At 58.8% G+C, this 18902-nt stretch carries 19 protein-coding genes, 1 tRNA gene and 1 pseudogene; 16 read left to right on the top strand and 5 right to left on the bottom strand.

Annotated features, from left to right (window positions below; translation table 11 throughout):
• Positions 1-310 precede the first annotated feature (310 nt).
• The 16 genes from PRI8871_RS13800 (at position 311) to kduD (ending at position 14835) form a co-directional block, all read left to right on the top strand.
• A complete protein-coding gene (locus tag PRI8871_RS13800) occupies positions 311-490 on the top strand; it encodes a hypothetical protein (protein ID WP_108886951.1) in 180 nt (59 codons plus the stop codon).
• 190 nt (positions 491-680) lie between these two features.
• A complete protein-coding gene (gene cpaB / locus PRI8871_RS13795) occupies positions 681-1544 on the top strand; it encodes a Flp pilus assembly protein CpaB (protein WP_108886826.1) in 864 nt (287 codons plus the stop codon).
• Positions 1545-1748: 204 nt separating this feature from the next.
• Positions 1749-3170: a type II and III secretion system protein family protein gene (locus tag PRI8871_RS13790; protein WP_108886825.1), complete on the top strand. Its 1422-nt coding sequence runs from the start codon at positions 1749-1751 to the stop codon at positions 3168-3170.
• Between the two features lie 5 nt (positions 3171-3175).
• A complete protein-coding gene (locus PRI8871_RS13785) occupies positions 3176-3838 on the top strand; it encodes an OmpA family protein (RefSeq protein ID WP_108886824.1) in 663 nt (220 codons plus the stop codon).
• A gap of 192 nt (positions 3839-4030) precedes the next feature.
• Positions 4031-5272, top strand: a complete 1242-nt coding sequence (locus tag PRI8871_RS13780; RefSeq protein ID WP_108886823.1) for a CpaE/TadZ family protein — start codon at positions 4031-4033, stop codon at positions 5270-5272.
• 14 nt (positions 5273-5286) lie between these two features.
• On the top strand, positions 5287-6756 hold the full coding sequence (locus PRI8871_RS13775; RefSeq protein ID WP_108886822.1) for a TadA family conjugal transfer-associated ATPase: 1470 nt from the start codon (positions 5287-5289) through the stop codon (positions 6754-6756).
• A gap of 5 nt (positions 6757-6761) precedes the next feature.
• The gene (locus tag PRI8871_RS13770; RefSeq protein ID WP_108886821.1) at positions 6762-7730 is read left to right on the top strand and encodes a type II secretion system F family protein; all 969 of its coding nucleotides are present in this window, start codon (positions 6762-6764) and stop codon (positions 7728-7730) included.
• A gap of 15 nt (positions 7731-7745) precedes the next feature.
• Entirely contained in the window at positions 7746-8747 is a 1002-nt protein-coding gene (locus PRI8871_RS13765; protein WP_108886950.1) for a type II secretion system F family protein, read from the top strand.
• A gap of 13 nt (positions 8748-8760) precedes the next feature.
• Positions 8761-9297 (top strand): tetratricopeptide repeat protein, encoded by a 537-nt coding sequence (locus tag PRI8871_RS13760; RefSeq protein ID WP_108886820.1) that lies wholly within the window; start codon positions 8761-8763, stop codon positions 9295-9297.
• Between the two features lie 27 nt (positions 9298-9324).
• The gene (locus PRI8871_RS13755) at positions 9325-10182 is read left to right on the top strand and encodes a tetratricopeptide repeat protein (RefSeq protein WP_108886819.1); all 858 of its coding nucleotides are present in this window, start codon (positions 9325-9327) and stop codon (positions 10180-10182) included.
• A 4-nt stretch (positions 10183-10186) separates the two neighbouring features.
• The gene (locus tag PRI8871_RS13750; protein WP_108886818.1) at positions 10187-10672 is read left to right on the top strand and encodes a prepilin peptidase; all 486 of its coding nucleotides are present in this window, start codon (positions 10187-10189) and stop codon (positions 10670-10672) included.
• Positions 10673-10756: 84 nt separating this feature from the next.
• Entirely contained in the window at positions 10757-12064 is a 1308-nt protein-coding gene (locus tag PRI8871_RS13745) for a DUF8689 domain-containing protein (protein ID WP_108886817.1), read from the top strand.
• Positions 12065-12168: 104 nt separating this feature from the next.
• Positions 12169-12245: transfer RNA gene (locus PRI8871_RS13740), tRNA-Met, on the top strand.
• A 192-nt stretch (positions 12246-12437) separates the two neighbouring features.
• Positions 12438-13148 carry a FadR/GntR family transcriptional regulator gene (locus PRI8871_RS13735; RefSeq protein WP_108886816.1) on the top strand — a complete coding sequence of 237 codons (711 nt, stop codon included), beginning with the start codon at positions 12438-12440 and terminating at the stop codon, positions 13146-13148.
• A gap of 125 nt (positions 13149-13273) precedes the next feature.
• Positions 13274-14098, top strand: coding sequence for a 5-dehydro-4-deoxy-D-glucuronate isomerase (gene kduI / locus PRI8871_RS13730; RefSeq protein WP_108886815.1), 825 nt, complete (start codon positions 13274-13276; stop codon positions 14096-14098).
• Positions 14095-14835: a 2-dehydro-3-deoxy-D-gluconate 5-dehydrogenase KduD gene (gene kduD / locus PRI8871_RS13725; protein ID WP_108886814.1), complete on the top strand. Its 741-nt coding sequence runs from the start codon at positions 14095-14097 to the stop codon at positions 14833-14835. The genes kduI and kduD overlap by 4 nt, the downstream gene beginning before the upstream one ends.
• A gap of 7 nt (positions 14836-14842) precedes the next feature.
• On the opposite strand, the gene PRI8871_RS13720 is transcribed toward kduD, so the two are convergent.
• From PRI8871_RS13720 to PRI8871_RS13700, 5 genes and pseudogenes are all read right to left on the bottom strand, one after another.
• Positions 14843-15742 (bottom strand): sugar kinase, encoded by a 900-nt coding sequence (locus PRI8871_RS13720; protein ID WP_108886813.1) that lies wholly within the window; start codon positions 15740-15742, stop codon positions 14843-14845.
• Between the two features lie 8 nt (positions 15743-15750).
• Positions 15751-16602 carry an amidohydrolase family protein gene (locus PRI8871_RS13715; protein WP_108886949.1) on the bottom strand — a complete coding sequence of 284 codons (852 nt, stop codon included), beginning with the start codon at positions 16600-16602 and terminating at the stop codon, positions 15751-15753.
• A 2-nt stretch (positions 16603-16604) separates the two neighbouring features.
• The gene (locus PRI8871_RS13710; protein WP_108886812.1) at positions 16605-17741 is read right to left on the bottom strand and encodes a mandelate racemase/muconate lactonizing enzyme family protein; all 1137 of its coding nucleotides are present in this window, start codon (positions 17739-17741) and stop codon (positions 16605-16607) included.
• 7 nt (positions 17742-17748) lie between these two features.
• A complete protein-coding gene (gene kdgD, locus PRI8871_RS13705; RefSeq protein WP_108886811.1) occupies positions 17749-18651 on the bottom strand; it encodes a 5-dehydro-4-deoxyglucarate dehydratase in 903 nt (300 codons plus the stop codon).
• A gap of 69 nt (positions 18652-18720) precedes the next feature.
• Positions 18721-18902: pseudogene (locus PRI8871_RS13700) on the bottom strand (aldehyde dehydrogenase (NADP(+))); the annotation flags it as partial.

The following is an 18902-nucleotide window of genomic DNA, read 5'->3' as shown; positions in this document are numbered from 1 at the left end:
CACAAAAAGCCCCAAAACGACAGACTGTTTCGATTGGGGAAATGGCAGTTGCTGCAATTTGGATGATTTGTCGTATCTTAAGACAAATTTCAAAAAACTATCGAGATACTTTTCTTTATATTACAAGTGGTTAACATGTTTTTCAACGCAAGATTCACAGCGCTTTCAAAAGGTGCTAATCGCGCCAAACTCTTGCCCCAAAACAACAGCTATAACCTCTCCATCGCAACGGACGACGGGAATGAGCGAGCCCACACAAATCGCCCGAAGCGCTTTACGAGTGAGCAAAAGCACCTACGGAGACAAGACCATGATCAAATTCCTGAAGAACTTCCGCAAAGACGACAACGGCGCCGTAACTGTAGACTGGGTCGTTCTGACCGCAGCTGTCGTTGGCCTGGCAATCGCCGCATATTCGACCATTGAAACCCAGTCGAAGTTCCTCATCGGCAAAGCCGCTACCGCCGTGAAGAAGCAGAACGACTTCTAAGTCCAGCTTTCTTTATGAGCCTAAGAGGAGCGACCGCAAGGTCGCTCCTTTTTTATGGTCTAGGTATCGGATTTTCTGGTTTCGACAACGAAGCGCCCGCCAGTCGGCACGATTTGGCCAAATTCCGCCTTTAGTAGACCAATACAGAACAATATGCCCGGACCGTCCGGGCCAAGTGTGAGGTTTCGCGATGCGTTTGATTTTCGGGATTGTCCTTTTGGTCGGAGTTGCCCTGGCGGGCGGTGCCGTCTTTCTGGCCCAAAGCTACATCGGAACCTACGAGGCCGCGCTGGAAGACGAACGGAGCCGCCAAGAGGAAAACGTGCCCTTGGTCGAAATCTATGTCGCCAACCGCGATATGGCCTTTGGTGAAATCATCACCCGCAAAGATGCGGTTTTGGTCAAATGGCCCCGCGCGACCGTTCCTGAAGGATCGTTCCACGAAGGCCGCCCGATCTACCAAGAAGGCGATGCCGAACGGGTCACCCTACGCGGGTTCATCAAGAACGAGGCTTTTCTGGCCAGCAATGTCAGCCAACCGGGCGCTGATTCCGGCCTGACCTCGCGTCTGAAAAAGGGCCAGCGCGCCATCACGATTGAGGTCGATGTGTCATCGGGCGTGTCGGGTTTCTTGCGTCCGGGGGACCGTGTGGATGTCTATTGGACAGGCCGCCCGCCCGCCGAGGTCGAAAACCTGCGCCCCGGCGATGTGACGCGACTGATTGAATCGGGCGTGCGCCTGATCGCAGTGGACCAGACCGCCAACGAACAAAGCGGCCAAGAGGCCACGATTGCCCGTTCGGTCACCGTGGCCGCAACCCCGCAACAGGTGGCCGCCCTGACTCAAGCGCAATCGACCGGACGCCTGACGCTATCGCTGATGGGCATCGACGATACCGCCGTCGATCAGAAGATCGAAGTCGACCAGCATATGCTGCTCGGCATGAAGGATGAGCCGCAGGTGATCGAAGAAGTTGTGGAAAAGCAGGTTTGCACCATTCGCACGCGCCGCGGTGCAGAAGTGGTCGAAATCCCGATCCCCTGCACAAACTAACGCCATTCCAAGAAGTTATCCACAGATTGAGCGCCCGCCAACCGGGCGCTCTTTTGTTTTTCGCAGGGTGATGTTGCCAAAGACGCACATAAGGTGCCCCCTAGAAACCATTGATTCTTGCAATAAAAAGCGATCTGACGCACACTCTGCCGAAAGACGGGCATAAAGACCTGTGAGTTTGACGTGATCGGAGAGGCAGGTCACATGACATTGAACAGTTTTCTTAAGGCGGCCCTTGTTGGGCTGACGCTCGGCGTTGTGACGCCGGCGATCCCCGCATCCGCAGAGGTTCTGCGTGTGGTGCGCGGCTCTACCTCTTCGCAATTGAACGTGCAGATGAACGGCGCGGTTGTGGTCGAAAGCGATATTCCTTTCGCCGAACTCAGCATCGCCAACCCCGCGATTGCCGATATTTCTTCGCTGTCGGATCGGACGATCTATGTGCTTGGTAAATCGCCGGGCCTGACGACGCTGACCATTCTGGACGGCACCGGCCGCCTGATCACCAACGTCGATGTGCGTGTGACCGCCGATATCAGCGAATTCAAAGAACGCCTGACGCAGATCCTGCCGGGCGAAAAGATCGAAGTCCGCAGCGCCAATGATGGCATTGTGCTGTCTGGCACGGTATCCAGCGCGCAGAAATTGCAGCGCGCCATGGACCTGGCCGAACGCTATGCGCCCGAACGGGTGTCGAACCTGATGTCGGTTGGCGGCATTCAGCAGGTCATGCTGAAAGTGCGCTTTGCCGAAATGCAGCGCTCTGTGTCGAAATCCCTGCAATCCTCGCTGGCGACCGGCGGGTCGGTTCTGGGCGGCGATCTGGGGCTTGAGCTTGGCACCGGCAACGCGTCATCCTCGGCGCATGTAGACGCCGTCGCCGACAAGCTGACCGCCTCGGGCAATGGCCAAGGCGCAATCCTGTTCGGCTTTAACGCCGGCGGGCTGGAAGTTGGCATCCTGCTGGAAGCCTTGGAATCCAAGGGCGTCGTGCGCACGCTGGCCGAACCGAACCTGACCGCCCTATCCGGGCAAGAGGCCAAGTTCCTGGCAGGCGGCGAATATCCCATTCCAGTGCCGCAGGGCGATGGCCTTGTGTCGGTCGAATACAAACCCTTCGGCGTGGAGCTGAACTTCACCCCCCGCGTGGTGGATGGCGATCTGATCAACCTGGAACTTCAGGCGGCGGTTTCGTCCCCTGACCCGTCCAACAGCCTGCAACTTGATACGCTGCGTCTGGACGCCTTCCGCCGCCGCGAAACCTCGACCACGGTGGAACTGCGCGACGGTGAAAGCTTTGCCATCGCTGGCCTGCTGCAAGACGATTTCCGTGACAGCAATGCACAGGTGCCGTGGCTGGGCGATCTGCCGGTTCTGGGTGCCCTGTTCCGCAGCGCCGAATATAAGCGCGAACAATCCGAACTGGTGGTCATCGTGACCCCGCATCTGGTTACCCCGACCCGCGGCGAAGCCTTGGCCCTGCCGACGGACCGGGTGAAACCGCCTTCAGAAAAAGACCTATTCTTGTTTGGCCGCGTCGCCGGCGACACCCGCAAGCCCAAGGGCGCAGCGGCCGACGTGTCCCGCCAGGATTTCAGCGGCTCTTACGGCTATGTGATGGATTAAGCCTGATGTTCAAACCTGTCTCAGTTTCGCTTGCCAGCCTTGCCCTGATCGGCGCCTGCACCTCGGCGGATCCGGTCTACACCCAATTCGGGCGCGAGGCAGGCGCGATCGTGGATACCGGCGAATTCGGCAATGCCACGATGAACAACACGATGCTGATGACCGGCGAACTTCAGGCCACCAGCGATTTGGCAGGCCGGTTCGCGAATGAGGTCAATTCGACCGTCACATTTGCCTTTAACAGCGCACAACTTGATTCAAATGCACGCGCTGTGCTGAGCCAGCAAGCCAGCTGGATTCGCCAGTTCCCCGAGGTTCGGTTCCGCGTCTACGGGCATACCGATCTGGTCGGGTCGGCGTCCTATAACTATCAGCTGGGTCTGCGCCGCGCGAATGCTGTGGTCAACTATCTGGCCACCCAAGGCATCAGCCGCAACCGCCTAGAAGCCCTTGTTTCTTATGGCGAAACCCAGCCATTGATCGTGACCCAAGGCCGCGAACGCCGCAATCGCCGCACCGTGACCGAGGTTTCGGGCTTTGTGAAAGGGCATCCGTCGCTGCTGGACGGCAACTATGCCCAGGTCGTCTACCGCGAATATGTGCTGAGTGCGCAACCGCGCACCACTCTGTCCGGCGCAGGCACAGCTGGGGCGCAACCGGGCGGCTGATCGTCCGAGAATAACGTACAATTTCGGCTTTTTGGCCAAAATGTCGCCCACATTCTTCGTCATCCTGACCATCAACGGACCCCATTGCGCGAGTCGCTTTGACGGGTTCGGTTGCGGGGAGACGCGGGGCAAATCCATCTATTGGAACTTGCATCGCATCCCCTCGGGACTGTTGAAAAGGGATGTAACGAGATGGCGAGTTCTTCAGTGCAGACGAATGATCCTGAGGCAATTTTGGCCTGCACCATCAGCCGGGATGTTCAGAACTTCGATCTATTGATCGAGGATATGGAAGGCATTCTTGATGAGCGCTGGGGGGATCTCAGTTTTGAAGACGCGTTTGTCTTTCTCAGCCAACCCGAAGCCGACAGCCTGGAATTTGTCTCCGTCGCGCTGGACAGCGAAGACGAAGAAAACCTGACCCTGATCAAGCAAACCATCGCCGCCGCAAAGGCGCGCGATATCAAGGTCATTCTGATTACCGAAGACGTCTCGCCTGCATCGCTGCACCAATTGCTGCGCACCGGCGCGGATGAATTCGTGCCCTACCCCCTGCCCGAAGGCGAATTGGCCGCCGCGGTCGAACGCGTGCGCACCGAAGCAACCCCGGCCGCGCGGCAACCGGCTGTTGCCGCGGCGCCCGAACGCCACCTGAGCGGCGACGGCGCGATCATTGGCGTACAAGGCTTTGCGGGTGGATCCGGCGCCACGACCTTCGCGGTCAATCTGGCGTGGGAACTGGCCACCATCGACAAGAAGAACCCGCCCAGCGTCTGCCTGATCGACCTTGGCCTGCAATTTGGATCAGTGGCCACCTATCTGGACCTGCCCCGCAAAGAAGCCGTGTTCGAGATGCTGACCGACATGGAATCGCTGGACGAAGACAGCTTCCGCGCCGTTCTGGACACCTATGACGAACGGCTGCACGTGCTTACCGCGCCGCCGAATATCCTGCCATTGGACATCATCGAGAGCGGCGACGTAGACCGTTTGCTGGGCCATGCCGCATCCATGTTTGACTATGTGATCGTCGATATGCCTTCGACCCTTGTGAATTGGTCCGAGGTGGTTCTGACCAAATCAGCCGTCTATTTCGGCCTGATCGAACTGGATATGCGGTCTGCCCAAAACACCCTGCGCATGAAACGTGCGCTGGAAGCCGAAGACCTGCCATTTGAGAAAATCCGTTTCCTGTTGAACCGGGCCCCCAAATTTACCGACCTGCAAGGCAAAAGCAGGGTCAAGCGCCTTGCCGATAGCCTTGATATCGCCATCGACGTGCAATTGCCCGACGGCGGCAAAACCGTTCTACAAGCCTGTGACCACGGGCTGCCACTTGCCAGTGAGGCGTCCAAAAACCCGCTGCGCAAGGAGATCCATAAATTGGCCGAATCCCTGTTCCAGATTGGACAGACTGAATCCGCCGCAGCCTGAGACGGACACCCGACATGTTTTCACGTTATAAGAAGCCCGCCGGTAAGTCTGCGACGGCAGAGCTTGAAAAGCTTGCCGAAACGCTGGAGCCGGAAAAGCCCGCCGCCGCGCCGAAATCGGCCAATGCATCGTCGCAACCGGCCAAAGCCGCGCGTAAGCAAAAACCGGCGGCCCCAGCATCTGCCCTGCCCCGCGATCGGGAAAAAAAGCGCAAGCAGCGTTTGGGCGAATTGAAGCTGGAACTGCACAAGGCCCTGCTGGAAAACCTGAACCTTGCCGCGCTGGACCAAGCGTCTGAGGACGAACTGCGCCGCGAGATGAACGCGATCATCAACGAAACGCTGGAAGAAAAATCCGTCGTTTTGAACCGCGAAGACCGCGCGACCATCAACAGCGAACTTTATGACGAAGTGCGCGGCCTTGGCCCACTGGAAACACTACTGAAAGACGAAACCGTCAGCGATATTCTGGTGAATGGTCCGCATCAGATCTTTGTGGAACGCGAAGGCAAGCTGCAACTGTCGGACATCGAATTCAAAGATGAACGCCACCTGCTGCGTATCATCGACAAGATCGTGTCCGCCGTTGGCCGCCGCGTTGACGAATCCAACCCCTATGTTGACGCCCGTCTGCCCGATGGGTCGCGTTTCAACGCCATGGTGCCGCCGGTTGCCGTGGACGGATCGCTGGTGTCCATTCGTAAGTTCAAAAAGGACAAGCTGGGCATCGACGATCTGGTCCGCTTTGGTGCCTTTTCCGAAGAAATGGCGATTTACCTGCAAGCCGCCGTTGCGACCCGCCTGAATGTCATCGTTTCGGGCGGTACGGGTTCGGGTAAAACGACCACGCTAAACGCGCTTTCCAGTTTCATCGATGACAGCGAACGCATCCTGACGATCGAAGATACCGCCGAACTTCAGCTGCAACAGACCCATGTGGGTCGGATGGAAAGTCGCCCGCCCAACGTCGAAGGCAAAGGCGCGGTTACCCCGCGCGATTGTCTGAAGAACGCTCTGCGGATGCGTCCTGACCGGATCATCGTCGGCGAAACGCGCGGCGAAGAAGTGATCGACATGTTGCAGGCTATGAACACCGGTCACGACGGGTCGATGACCACAATCCACGCCAACAGCGCCCGCGACGGTGTCAGCCGACTGGAAAACATGATCGCCATGGCCGGTATCGAGATGCCGCTGAAAGCCATGCGCGCCCAGATCGCATCGGCTGTGCATCTGATCGTGCAGGCCAGCCGTCTGCAAGACGGATCGCGCCGCATGACCTCGATCACGGAAATCACCGGGATGGAGGGCGAAGTTATCTCGATGCAGGAGGTGTTCCGCTTCCAGCGCACCGGCCTGACGCCTGAAAACAAGATCATCGGCCATTTCACCGCAACCGGTGTCCGGTCGCACTATTCTGATCGCTTCAAGATGTGGGGCTACGATTTGCCTGCCTCGATCTTTGAACCGACCGATCTGAGGTAACCGCCATGGAATTCGGTTTCGAGGCCCTGATTTATGTGCTGATTTTCGTCGGGGTTCTGGCCCTGGTCGAAGGTCTGTATCTGGTCTTCTTCGGCAAGTCGATCAGCCTGAACAGCAAGATGAACCGCCGTCTGGATATGCTCAATAAGGGCGACCGGCGCGACGAAGTTCTGTCCAAACTCCGCAAGGAGATGGACCAGCATATGGATAACCGGTCCATCCCGCTCTATTCGATCCTCGCGGATCGGGCGCAGAAGGCGGCGATTGCCTTTACACCTCAGCAGCTGATCATGATTATGATCGGCGTGTCTTTTGCGGCCTTCCTTGGCCTGACCATCGGCACGGCCACCGCCCTGCCCCTGCGGGCCGCACTGGCCGTCGCGATTGGGATTGGCGGTGTGTACATGTGGATCAACCACAAGGCCAAAAAGCGCATGAGCCTGATCGAAGAACAACTGCCCGACGCGGTTGAACTGATGGTGCGCAGCCTGCGCGTGGGCCATCCGTTTTCATCGGCCATTCAGGTGGTATCGCGCGAAATCGATGACCCGCTGGCCACCGAATTCGGCATTATCGCCGATGAGGCCACCTATGGCCGCGACATTGGTGAAGCGCTGAAATTCATGGCCGAACGTCTGGACATGCAGGATTTGCGCTTCCTCGCGGTGGCAGTGACCATTCAGCAGCAATCGGGTGGTAACCTGGCCGAGATCTTGGAGGGTCTGGCCAAGGTGATCCGCGCCCGGTTCCGCCTGTTCCGCCGCGTCAAAGCCATCACCGCCGAGGCACAATGGTCGGGCAAGTTTCTGTCGGGTTTCCCCGTCGCCGCCCTGATCGTCATTCAAATCAGCGACCCGCATTACTACGACGCGGTTCTGGACCATCCGTGGTTCATCCCCGCCTGTTTCATCGTCGGCATTCTGCTGGCGCTGAACCTGATCGTCATGCGCGCCCTTGTGAACATCAAGGTATAAAGGTCCGTCATGGAAATGCTCGACGTTCTTATTTTTGCACTGAACGACATGCTGGGGCCGAATGGCTTTGCCATTGCCGCCGGCGGGATCGTTCTGTTGCTGACCGTTCTGTTTCTGGTGCCTATGGCCGCCAGCGGGCGCCGCGATCCGCTGAACAAGCTGCGGGCCGAGGTGGAAAAGGCGAATCTTGCCAGCGGCGGGCGCAAAGCAACGCTGCGTGAAAAGAAAAGTTCGTCTGAAAAGCTGAACAAATACGCGCAATTTCTGGAACCGCAGGACGAGGCAGAACTGGGCGAGATGCGCAAAAAGCTGTTGGCGGCGGGCTACACCAGCCGCGACGCCGTGCGCTATTTCTATCTGGCGCAGTTTGGCGGGGCTGTAGCCGGTCTGGTGCTGGGGCTTGCCTATTTCTTTTTGATTCTGAGCCCCGAAGAAACCACCACCAAACAACTGCTGATGTATATCCTTGGCCCCTTGGTGGTTGGATATATGGCACCGAAATACTGGCTGAACAAACGGTCCGAACAGCGCAAGGCCGAGATTGAATCGGGCTTTCCTGACGCGCTTGATATGATGCTGGTCTGCGTCGAAGCGGGCCAGTCGATGGACCAATCGATTGTCCGCGTCGCCGGAGAGCTTGAGGCCGCCTATCCCGCGCTGGCACAGGAATTCGCCATCGTGTCGCACGAAATGAAGGCCGGTAAAGACAAGACCACGGTTTTGAACGATATGGCAGGACGCTGCGACGTGCAGGATATTTCGTCCTTTGTGACCGTTCTGAACCAGTCGCAGACCTTTGGTACGCCCATTTCCGATGCGCTGCGGGTCTATGCCTCGGAAATGCGTGACAAACGCGTCATGCGGGCCGAAGAAAAGGCAAACAAACTGCCGACGAAGATGACATTGACAACGATGATGCTTACGGTGCCACCATTGTTGATCATTCTCGTGGGGCCATCTGCGGTAGGAATTACCCGGATGAACGATTTGGGCAGTGAAGTCGGCGTCGAAGAATAAACCACTAACCGCAATGCTGATCCTTGCGCTTTTGGCCGCCTGTTCCTCGGGCGGCTTTGGGCGTCAGAAGGACCAGATCTATGCGCCTTCGGTCGATCCGCGCGGTGATACCGTGGATGGGTTGGTCGTGGGGCATCGGCTCATGGCGGCGGGCCAGCACGAACTGGCGCTTGAGGCGTTTACCCGCGCCGCTGGCGAACACGGGCTGACGGGCGAAGTGCTCAGCGCGCTTGGCGCGGCCAATATTGGCCTTGGCCGCCTGAACCAAGCTGAAAAGCTGCTGCGCCGCGCCGTAAAGGCCGAACCGACATGGCCGGAAACCTGGAACAACCTTGGCGTTGTGTTGATGGAAACCGGTAAAACCGCAGAAGCCGAACAGATGTTCAAGCGCGCCTATGCGCTGGACAATGGCAAATCTGACTCAATTCGTGATAATCTGCGACTAGCACTCGAAAAAATGGATCAAACCAGTTATGGTGAAGATCAAGAACAAGATTACAAGCTCGTGCGGAGAGGCAGCGGGAATTTCCTGCTTAGCAACGAGCCATAAAGGCAGAGCAGCACAAGGACGCACCAAATGCGCCACCTCTTTATCGTCCCGTTGGGCGTTGCACTTCTGGTCACGGTGGCCGGATGCGACCGTATGCGCGACAACAACGTTGATCGTAAGATCAAGGATGTAAATGTCGTCGATGAAACCAACCTCAATGACGTGATGTTGACGGTGGCCGATCCAAACGAAGCGGTCCGCTATTTCCAACGTGCGCTGGCAAACGATCCCGGTCGCATCGACCTGATGCGCGGGCTGGGCATTTCGCTGATCCGGGCCAAACGCCCGGCCGAGGCGGTGACCGCTTGGACCAAAGTCACAAACCACAAAGACGCCACCAATGACGACCGTGTCGAACTGGCCGATGCGCTGATCCGCGCAGGTCAATGGGACCGTGCCGCCGAGGCGCTGAACGGCATTCCGCCGACCCATGAGACATTCAAACGCTACCGCCTTGAGGCGATGATCGCCGATAGCAAAGAAGACTGGAAAAAGGCCGACGCCTTCTATGAAACGGCCATCGGTCTGACGACGACACCGGCCACCACGTTGAACAACTGGGGCTATTCCAAGCTGACGCGCGGTGATTTCAAAGGTGCCGAAAGCCTGTTCACCCAAGCCATCCGCCAAGACGAAAGCCTGTTCACAGCCAAGAACAACCTTGTTCTGGCACGTGGCGCACAGGGCATCTACACCGTGCCTGTCCTGCCGATGACCCAAACCGAACGGGCACAACTTCTGCACACCGCAGGTCTGGCGGCGATCAAGCGCGGCGATGTGGAAATGGGCAAGGCCCTGTTCCGCGAAGCGATCGACACCCATCCGCAGCACTTCGAAGAAGCCTCGCGCAGCCTGAAGGCGCTGGAACAGAACGTAACGAACTGATCCGATGGCCATTACAATGACCCCGACGCTTTGGTTTCTACCATTCGTCCTGCCCATCGGCCTATTTGTTGCCTATTCGGACCTGCGCGCCATGCGCATTCCCAACCCGGCGGTTTTGGCGCTACTGGCGGTATTCGTCGTGATCGGGCCGCTGGTCCTGCCATGGGACGAATATGTTTGGCGCTATGCCCATTTCGCCGTCGCCTTGCTGTTTGGGATCTTGCTGAACGCCAGCGGGGCCATGGGCGCGGGCGATGCCAAGTTCATTGCCGCCGCCGCGCCGTTTGTTGCGCTGGCCGACCTGACCTTGGTCATGCTGCTGTTCTGCGCCTGCCTGCTGGGGGCATTCGCCACGCACCGGATTGCCATGGTCACGCCCCTGCGCAATCTGGCCCCGGATTGGAAAAGCTGGCGCATGGGGTCCAAGTTTCCCATGGGCTTTGCCTTGGCCGCGACGCTGTGCCTGTATCTGGTGCTGGGCACCGCATAAGTATCCCACGAATTCCGCCTGACCGACGCTGTGTTGCCACAAAGGTTTTGTCTTGTGGCGGGCAAATCAATTTCGGGCCTTAGTATGAATATCCAGTCTTCACGAGTCATGATTCCCCCGCCGCCTCGCACCCTTCAGGACGTGGGGCTGCCCATGGTGATGATGCGGGATATCCTGCTCAAGACCGTGTTCCGCCGCAATATCACCCGCGTCAGCCGCCTTGCCGCCGCTGTGTGCCTGCCGGTCCCGGTGGTGCAAGAGCTGGTGGATATGGCGCGCGGTCAGGCCCTGATGGAAGCAACCGGCAGCACCGGTGCAACCGGATCGTCGGAAATGGGCTATCAGCTGACCGATGGGGGCCGTGCACGTGCATTGGACGCCCTGTCGCAGTCGGAATATTTCGGCGCGATGCCCGTCCCACTGGATGCCTTCCGCCTTCAGGTCAAACGCCAGTCCATCCGCAATATCCGCATTTCGCGCGAACAATTGACCTCGGCAATGGGGCATTTGATCCTGCCCGATGATCTGCTGGACAACCTTGGCCCCGCCGTTGGCGCAGGCCGGTCGATCCTGATGTATGGCCCGCCGGGCAACGGGAAATCCTCGATCTCGAACGGGATTCGCGATGCGATGGGCGATAGGATCTATGTGCCCCGCGCAGTCGAATATTCCGGACAGGTCATCACTGTCTACGACCCGATCGTTCATACCGCCGCCGAAAGCGACGAAGGCGAGGCGACGCAGCTGCGCCGCAAGGCCCGGTTCGACAACCGCTATGTGCTGTGCAACCGCCCGACCGTGATTACCGGCGGCGAGCTGTCGCTATCGATGCTGGATCTGGTCTACAACCCCACCGCCCGCACCTATCAAGCGCCTTTGCAGATGAAGTCATCTGGCGGGATTTTCATCGTCGATGACCTTGGACGTCAGGCCGAACCGCCGCAGGCGCTGGTGAACCGTTGGATTGTTCCGCTGGAAGAAGGCCGCGACATCCTAGCGCTGCAATCAGGCGAGAAATTCGAAGTGCCCTTCGACACATTGGTGATTTTCTCAACCAACTTCCACCCCAACGAAATCTTCGACCAAGCGGCGCTGCGCCGGATCTTCTTTAAGATCAAGATCGACGGGCCGAACCAAGAAAACTTCTTGAAAATCTTCGCTCTGGTCGCCCGGAAAAAGAAACTGCAACTGGATGAGGCCAGCCTCGTTCACCTGATCAAGAACAAGTACCCTACGATCAACAACGTCTATGCCAACTATCAACCGGTGTTCCTGATCGACCAGATGATCGCGGTCTGCGACTTTGAAGGCCTGCCCTATAAAATGACACCTGAACTGGTGGATCGGGCTTGGAAAAACATGTTCGTCGAGAACGAAACCATCGTCAAATAACCGGACCAAGGGGGCGACGGAAAATCGCCCTTTCCCCCGAAAATTTTTGCGATTTCCGGCTTGACGCCACCTGCCCGCTTCCATACACACCGCCCACACGGATTGGCGCGGTAGCTCAGTTGGTTAGAGCGAACGACTCATAATCGTTAGGTCGGGGGTTCGAGTCCCCCCCACGCCACCACTTCCCTTTCAAGTGAAACGACCGAGGTTCTGCAATTCAGGACCTAGCGCAACTTGTCATACAACCTAAAATCAGCCAAACTGTTGCAAACGCACCTTCGTGCAAGCGGGCCATTCCGTTTCCTAAGGTGTTAGTTTGCCGCAAAAATGGGTTTGCGACCGACACACCGCAATAAAGAAAAAGAGCAGACCGATGACAGTCGCCCCGAAACGCAAAACTCTGGTCGTGGAAGTCCGCGACAACCTGAAGGCTCAGATCACATCGGGCCAGTACAAGCCCGGTGACCGCCTGCCAAGTGAGGCGCGTTTGACCGAGGAATATGGCGTATCGCGCACAGTGGTCCGCGAAGCCGTGGCCGCCCTACGCGCCGACGGTCTGGTTGATCCGCAGCGGGGCGCGGGCGTTTTTGTCATCGAACCCAAGCCCGACCCGATGGCCGCGTTCCGCAATGTCGACACCGAACGCCTATCGACGATGATTGAGATGCTGGAACTGCGCACCGCCGTTGAGGTGGAGGCCGCCGGACTGGCCGCGCAGCGCCGGTCCCCCAGCCAAGAAGAGCGTATCATCAAAGCGATGGAAGAACTGAACCGCTTTGCCGCCGCTGGCGGGATCGAGATGAACGCCGAGGCCGATTTCGAACTGCATTTGGCCGTAGCGGACGCCACCAACAACCCGCGCTTTGGCGAATTCCTGCGGATGATGGGCACCCAAGTCATTCCCCGCCGCGTGCTGAAAGGCGACAACCCGACCCTGCCCGACGGCTACCAAGCGATGCTGACGCAAGAGCATGAAGACATCGTGAATGCGATTCTCGACGGCGACGAACAACGTGCGCGGGCGGCGATGCGCAAGCACCTAAAGGGCAGCCAAACGCGGTATCGCACTCTCTTGAGATCCTAGTATCCTAGATTTTTGGCTTAACAATTGACAGTCGGTCATTGATGTGACAACCAATCCTAAGTTGTATGATTAATCCGCCAGCGGGTCGCGTCTTGCGCCCACTGGCCTGAACAACCGAGGATTCCATGCTTACAGTCGAAACGCGCCACGCCATTCACCCCGAACACGCCAAGCAGATGGACACCGATGCCCTGCGCGCCAACTTCCTTGGCGAAGGCCTGTTTCAGGACGGTCAGATCCGTTTGATCTACACGCATTATGACCGCTTCACCCTTGGCGGCGCTGTGCCCGCAGGCGGCAGCCTGACGCTGGACAAGGTCGAAGAAACCAAAACCCCGTCCTTCCTGGACCGCAGGGAAATGGGCATTGTGAACATCGGTGCCGCTGGCACGGTTGAGGCGGGCGGCGAAACCTATGCGATGAACCAAGGCGACGTTCTGTACCTTGGCATGGGCGCAGGCGCAGTGACCTTTTCGGGCGAAGGCCGGTTCTACATCACCTCGGCCCCGGCGCACAAAGCGCTGCCGAACAAGCTGATCACCGTGGCCGATTGCGTCGAGGTAAAGATGGGCGCGGCAGAGACGTCGAACAAGCGCACCATCAAACAGTTCATCCACCCGCAAGTGATGGAAAGCTGCCAGCTGGTATTGGGCTACACCTCGCTCGAAGAAGGGTCGGTCTGGAACACGATCCCCAGCCACGTGCATGACCGCCGCATGGAGGCCTATCTGTATTGGGGCATGGACGCCGAAAGCCGCGTTTTGCACCTGATGGGCGAGCCGCAAGAAACCCGCCACATCTTTATCAGCAACGAAGAAGCCGCCATTTCCCCGACCTGGTCGGTGCATTCGGGCGCGGGCATCGGCAAATACACCTTCATCTGGGCGATGGCCGGTGACAATGTCGATTACACCGACATGGACTTCATCCAGCCGAAAGACCTGAAATGAGCCGGTTTTCCCTAGACGGACGCAAGGCGCTGGTCACTGGCGCGAACACGGGGATCGGTCAGGCGATTGCCGTGGCGCTGGCCACGGCGGGCGCATCGGTCACCTGCGCTGGCCGCCGAAGCTGTGATGAAACCCTGGCCGCGATTTCTGCGGCTGGGGGCAAAGGCGACGGGCTATTGCTCGATTTTGCGGACCCGATGGCTGCCAAGGACACCTTCGCCGGTGCGGGCTATGACATTCTGGTCAACAACGCCGGTATCATCCGCCGCGACGACGCCACAGACTTTTCCGAAGCCGACTGGGACGCGGTGATGGACGTGAACGCCAAGGCGCTTTTCTTCACTTGCCAAGCCTTCGCCAAAGAGCTGCTGGCCCAAGGAAAGCCCGGCAAGATCGTCAACATTGCGTCGCTGCTGTCGTTCCAAGGGGGCATTCGCGTGCCGTCCTATACCGCGTCCAAACACGCGGTTGCCGGTCTGACCAAGCTGCTGGCCAATGAATGGGCGGCCAAGGGCATTAACGTGAACGCAATTGCGCCGGGTTACATCTCGACCAACAACACCGAGGCGCTGCGCAATGACCCGGCCCGCAATCAGGCGATCCTAGAGCGTATTCCAGCAGGCCGTTGGGGCGATCCTGAAGATATCGCCGATACGGCTGTCTATCTTGCGGCCCCTGCGTCGAACTATGTTCACGGCGCTGTGCTGAATGTCGATGGAGGCTGGCTGGCCCGGTAAGGGCCTGTCAGGCAACCAACGTTTCCATTGGAACCAAGCCGCCCGGATGCATCACGACGCGCCGGGCGGTTTCATGTCCTGCCCGCACTGCGTCAATCGGGCTGATGCCTTGCAGACGCGCGGCCAGATACCCCCCGTTAAAGCTATCCCCTGCCCCCGTCGTATCCACGGGCGTCACCGCGCCCATTGCGGGAACATGGGTCACTTGGCCCTGCGACAGTACGCACATGGCCCCGCCGCCGTTCTTAACCATCACCTCACGCGCGCCGGCGCTGGCGTAACGCTGCGCCGTGGCTTCGATGGTCTGATCGCCAAAGGCCGCTGCCTCATCGTCGAAGCTGGGCAAGATGATATCGGCATAGCCTGCAGCAATGTTGATCGTTTCAACCATTTCCTCGGTGCAGGTCCAAAGGCGCGGGCGCAGGTTGGGATCAAACGCGACAGTCGCCCCGGCGTTTCGGCAGGTCTGCAACGCCTCGAGCAACGCCATCCTGCGCACCGGCGCCAGAATGGCCAGCGTGATCCCCGAAAAATAGAGCATTTCAGCCCCGCTCAGGGCCGCCGCAAGGCCCGCGCGGTCATCTGCCAAAGTGCGTGCAGCCGAGCTATCGCGCCAATAGGAAAAGCTTCTTTCGCCGCTGTTCAGCGAGATCATATAGAGCCCAACGGTGCGCGACGGGTGGCGGCGGATGCGGGCGGTGTCAATCCCCGCCCCGGCGATGAACGCCAACATCTGATCTGACAGCGCATCTTGGCCGATGGACGTCATGAACCCGGCGCCGCCGCCAAGCGCCGCGCGCACGTACCAAGCCGTGTTTAGCGTGTCGCCCGCAAACCCGCGCTGATAGCTGCCATCTTGTGCGACTGACAGCTCTACCATGGCCTCGCCAATCGCCAGAAATCGCATATTATCCCTCAGAATTTGAACAGTTTTTCCGGCGTCTCGACCAAGGCCATCTGACGCGCCGCGTCATCGGGGAACCACGACAGAACAGTATCAATCAGCGCCGCGTCATCGGGGTAATCTTCGGTCTTTTGCGCCTGATTGTGTGGCCAGTTGGTGCCCCAAATGATCCGCTCGGGCGCATAGGCCGCGATCTGGCGAGCAACATCGGCGATGTCGGCGTAATCTGGCCCGCCCGTTTTGCTGCTTTCATAGCACCCGGCGAACTTAAACCAACAGTTGCCCGTGTCCAGAAGCCGCTTGATCACGTCCACATGCGCGGGCGTGGCACCGGCAAAGATTTTGGCGTGGTGGTCCAAAATCCACTTGGATTTCAGGCCAGTCAGCTTCGCCTCATGCTCGGGCAAGGCCGAGCCGTCAAACTGCACCGCCATCAGCCAGCCTGCATTCGCAGCCATGGCGTCAATCTCTCCCAACTGGCCCAGTCCGACCGCGCCGCCGGGCAGATCCATGATCCGTGCGCCGACAACGCCCGCTTGGCCAAGGCGCTCAATCTCAGCATCGGGCGTCTCAGGCGTGATAACCGCGACACCCCGCGCTGCATCGCCCATGTCGTCAAGGCACGCTAGTAGGCAATCATTGTCAGCCTGATGCGCATTGCCTTGCGTGATCACCACCCGGTCAATTCCCAGCCAGCCCATCGCTTGACGGTACATTTGCGGCCTCGGCAGCGGCGCAGGTGGCAGACCCGGACCACCCGCAACCGCAGGATAGCCATCCAGATACATGTGCATCTGCGTGTCGATGGTGCCCTTGGGCAATTGGAACGACGGTTTGTCACCGCTGAGTTTACGATCAATCACAATCACACCTCTTTCATGGCGAAGTCGCGCAGCGCATCGCGGTTGATCTCAATGCCCAATCCCGGCGCGTTCGGGATAGACACCCAGCCGTTGTCATGTTCGATCGGCGTGGTAATCACCGCCTGCCGGAAGGGGTTGTGCGTGCGGTCGAATTCCATGATCGGCTCAACCGGATTGCTGCGTACAGGGTCCGGCACCATGGCCGCCATGAACTGCAAGGCTGCCGCGATTTGCACGCCGGTTCCCCAGACGTGCGGCACCAGACGGATACCGTAAAGCGTTGCAAGATCGGCGATTTTCTTGGCTTCGCTAATCCCGCCAACGCCGCAAAGATCGGGCTGGATGATGTCAACGGCACGCGTTTCCAAAGGTTCGCGATAGCCCCAACGGGTGTGCCACGTCTCGCCCCCCGCGACCGGGATCGGCTGACGCGCGCGCACCTCGCGATAGGCGGATAGCTGTTCCGGCACGACCGGTTCTTCGAACCAGTCAATGTCGTACTCGGCCGCGCGTTGGCCCAATGTCACCGCCTCGGCCACGGTGTAGCCGTGGTTGGCGTCGATCATCAAACGGCGATCCGGCCCGATGGCTTCGCGGACGGCGCGGATCACCCGCAGGTCTTCTTCGACCCCGAAGCCAATCTTGACCTTCATCCGGTCAAAGCCCGCCGCAGCGTGGCCCGCCATTTCGCTGGCGTTGTCTTCAACCCGGTCAACGCCGTCGCGCTTGAAACTGCCCGTGGCATAGGCCTGCACTTTTTCGCGCCAACGCCCGCCAAGCAGCATCGACACCGGAACGCCAAGGGCCTTACCCTTGATATCCCAAAGCGCGATGTCGATCCCTGACAGGGCCGTCACCGTCAGCCCCCGCTGCCCCTGATCGCGCAATGCGTTGTAGCACACCGCCCAGATCTTTTCGGTCTCAAGCGGGTTTTGACCGATGATAAACCCTTTATAGGCCTCAACAATCGCAGCATTCGGTTTGGCCGGGCCCAGGCATTCGCCCCAGCCGACCGTGCCGTCATCGCAGATCACCTCCACCAAGACATGGGCGCGGCGATCAAACCGCATGGAGGCGCTTTCAAAGGCTGTGTCCAGCCGATGTTCGAGCAGATGGGTGCGAATGTCGACGACCTTCACGGGAACCTCACTTATTGGCTTCGATGATGTTGCGAAGGACATCTTCTTCTTCTGCGGTCAAATCGTCCAGAGGCGCACGCACTTTGCCCGCCTGGAACCCGGCCAAGCGAACGCCCGCCTTGATGGCCGACACAGCATAACCTTTGCGACGGTTGCGCAATTCCATAAACGGGTAGAAGAAATCGTTCAGGATCTGTTCACAGGTTGCCCGATCACCGCTGCGCAAAGCGTTGTAGAACTTGTTGGCAAGCTCGGGAACAAAGTTGAACACCGCCGAGCTATAGGTCGAGAAACCGGCACCCAGATAGGCTTCGGCGAACAGCTCAGCCGTTGGCATGCCGCCCAAATAGGTCAATCGGTCGCCCATTTTCGCGGTCACCTGGCGCACTTTGCCAATGTCGCCCGACCCGCCTTTGAAGCCGATCAGGTTGGGGCAAACATCACAAAGCCGCGCGATGGTATCGACCTCAAACTGCGAATTGTCGCGGTTGTAGATCATAACGCCAAAATCGACCGCGTCGCAGATCGTTTTGATGTGATGGAACAGGCCTTCCTGCGGCGCGTCGATCAGATAGTGCGGCAGAACCAGAATGCCGTCCGCGCCGGCTTTTTCAACGGATTGCGCGATTCCTACCGCGATTTCAGTGCCATAGCCACATCCGGACACGATGGCAGTTTTGCCCGCGCTTTCCTTTGCGGCGGCCACGACCGTCGTCACCTCATCAGGGCGCAGCGAGAAAAACTCTCCCGTACCACCGGCGGCAAATAGAACCGGCGCATCATAGCCAGCCAGCCATTCGATGTGCGATTTATAGCTTTCGGCTGCAAAGGCGCCGTCGTCATCAAAATGCGTGACGGGGAAGGACAGAAGGCCAGAGCCAAGGGCGGTTTTCAACGAGTCAGGTGTCATGTCAGGGAACTTTCGATTTGTCATACATCTTGTATGATAACTATTGTCAGACTGTCAAGAAGACGGGTTTCACCCCTGCAAATCCGTTGGGAGGATGTTGTCTGGGATGTTCTGGTAGCAGACGGGGCGCAGGAAGCGGCGGATGGACAGGGTTCCGACCGAGGTTGCGCCAAAGTTGGTGGAGGCCGGGTACGGGCCGCCGTGGACCATGGTGTCGGCCACCTCAACCCCGGTGGGGAATCCGTTGGCCA

The sequence above is a fragment of the Pseudoprimorskyibacter insulae genome, assembly GCF_900302505.1.
GTDB classification, from domain to species: Bacteria; Pseudomonadota; Alphaproteobacteria; order Rhodobacterales; family Rhodobacteraceae; genus Pseudoprimorskyibacter; species Pseudoprimorskyibacter insulae.
The sequence above is the reverse complement of the archived record's forward strand: the minus strand, read 5'-3'. Positions and strand labels throughout refer to the sequence as shown.

Bases quoted from the DNA above. Each gene is read 5' to 3' on its own strand.
- PRI8871_RS13760 (WP_108886820.1), top strand. From the start codon at position 8,761: ATGCTGATCCTTGCGCTTTTGGCCGCCTGTTCCTCGGGCGGCTTTGGG.
- cpaB (WP_108886826.1), top strand. From the start codon at position 681: ATGCGTTTGATTTTCGGGATTGTCCTTTTGGTCGGAGTTGCCCTGGCG.
- kduI (WP_108886815.1), top strand. From the start codon at position 13,274: ATGCTTACAGTCGAAACGCGCCACGCCATTCACCCCGAACACGCCAAG.
- PRI8871_RS13720 (WP_108886813.1), bottom strand. From the start codon at position 15,742: ATGCGATTTCTGGCGATTGGCGAGGCCATGGTAGAGCTGTCAGTCGCA.
- PRI8871_RS13800 (WP_108886951.1), top strand. From the start codon at position 311: ATGATCAAATTCCTGAAGAACTTCCGCAAAGACGACAACGGCGCCGTA.
- PRI8871_RS13745 (WP_108886817.1), top strand. From the start codon at position 10,757: ATGAATATCCAGTCTTCACGAGTCATGATTCCCCCGCCGCCTCGCACC.
- PRI8871_RS13770 (WP_108886821.1), top strand. From the start codon at position 6,762: ATGGAATTCGGTTTCGAGGCCCTGATTTATGTGCTGATTTTCGTCGGG.
- kdgD (WP_108886811.1), bottom strand. From the start codon at position 18,651: ATGACACCTGACTCGTTGAAAACCGCCCTTGGCTCTGGCCTTCTGTCC.
- PRI8871_RS13790 (WP_108886825.1), top strand. From the start codon at position 1,749: ATGACATTGAACAGTTTTCTTAAGGCGGCCCTTGTTGGGCTGACGCTC.
- PRI8871_RS13765 (WP_108886950.1), top strand. From the start codon at position 7,746: ATGCTCGACGTTCTTATTTTTGCACTGAACGACATGCTGGGGCCGAAT.
- PRI8871_RS13735 (WP_108886816.1), top strand. From the start codon at position 12,438: ATGACAGTCGCCCCGAAACGCAAAACTCTGGTCGTGGAAGTCCGCGAC.
- PRI8871_RS13785 (WP_108886824.1), top strand. From the start codon at position 3,176: ATGTTCAAACCTGTCTCAGTTTCGCTTGCCAGCCTTGCCCTGATCGGC.
- kduD (WP_108886814.1), top strand. From the start codon at position 14,095: ATGAGCCGGTTTTCCCTAGACGGACGCAAGGCGCTGGTCACTGGCGCG.
- PRI8871_RS13780 (WP_108886823.1), top strand. From the start codon at position 4,031: ATGGCGAGTTCTTCAGTGCAGACGAATGATCCTGAGGCAATTTTGGCC.
- PRI8871_RS13775 (WP_108886822.1), top strand. From the start codon at position 5,287: ATGTTTTCACGTTATAAGAAGCCCGCCGGTAAGTCTGCGACGGCAGAG.
- PRI8871_RS13750 (WP_108886818.1), top strand. From the start codon at position 10,187: ATGGCCATTACAATGACCCCGACGCTTTGGTTTCTACCATTCGTCCTG.
- PRI8871_RS13755 (WP_108886819.1), top strand. From the start codon at position 9,325: ATGCGCCACCTCTTTATCGTCCCGTTGGGCGTTGCACTTCTGGTCACG.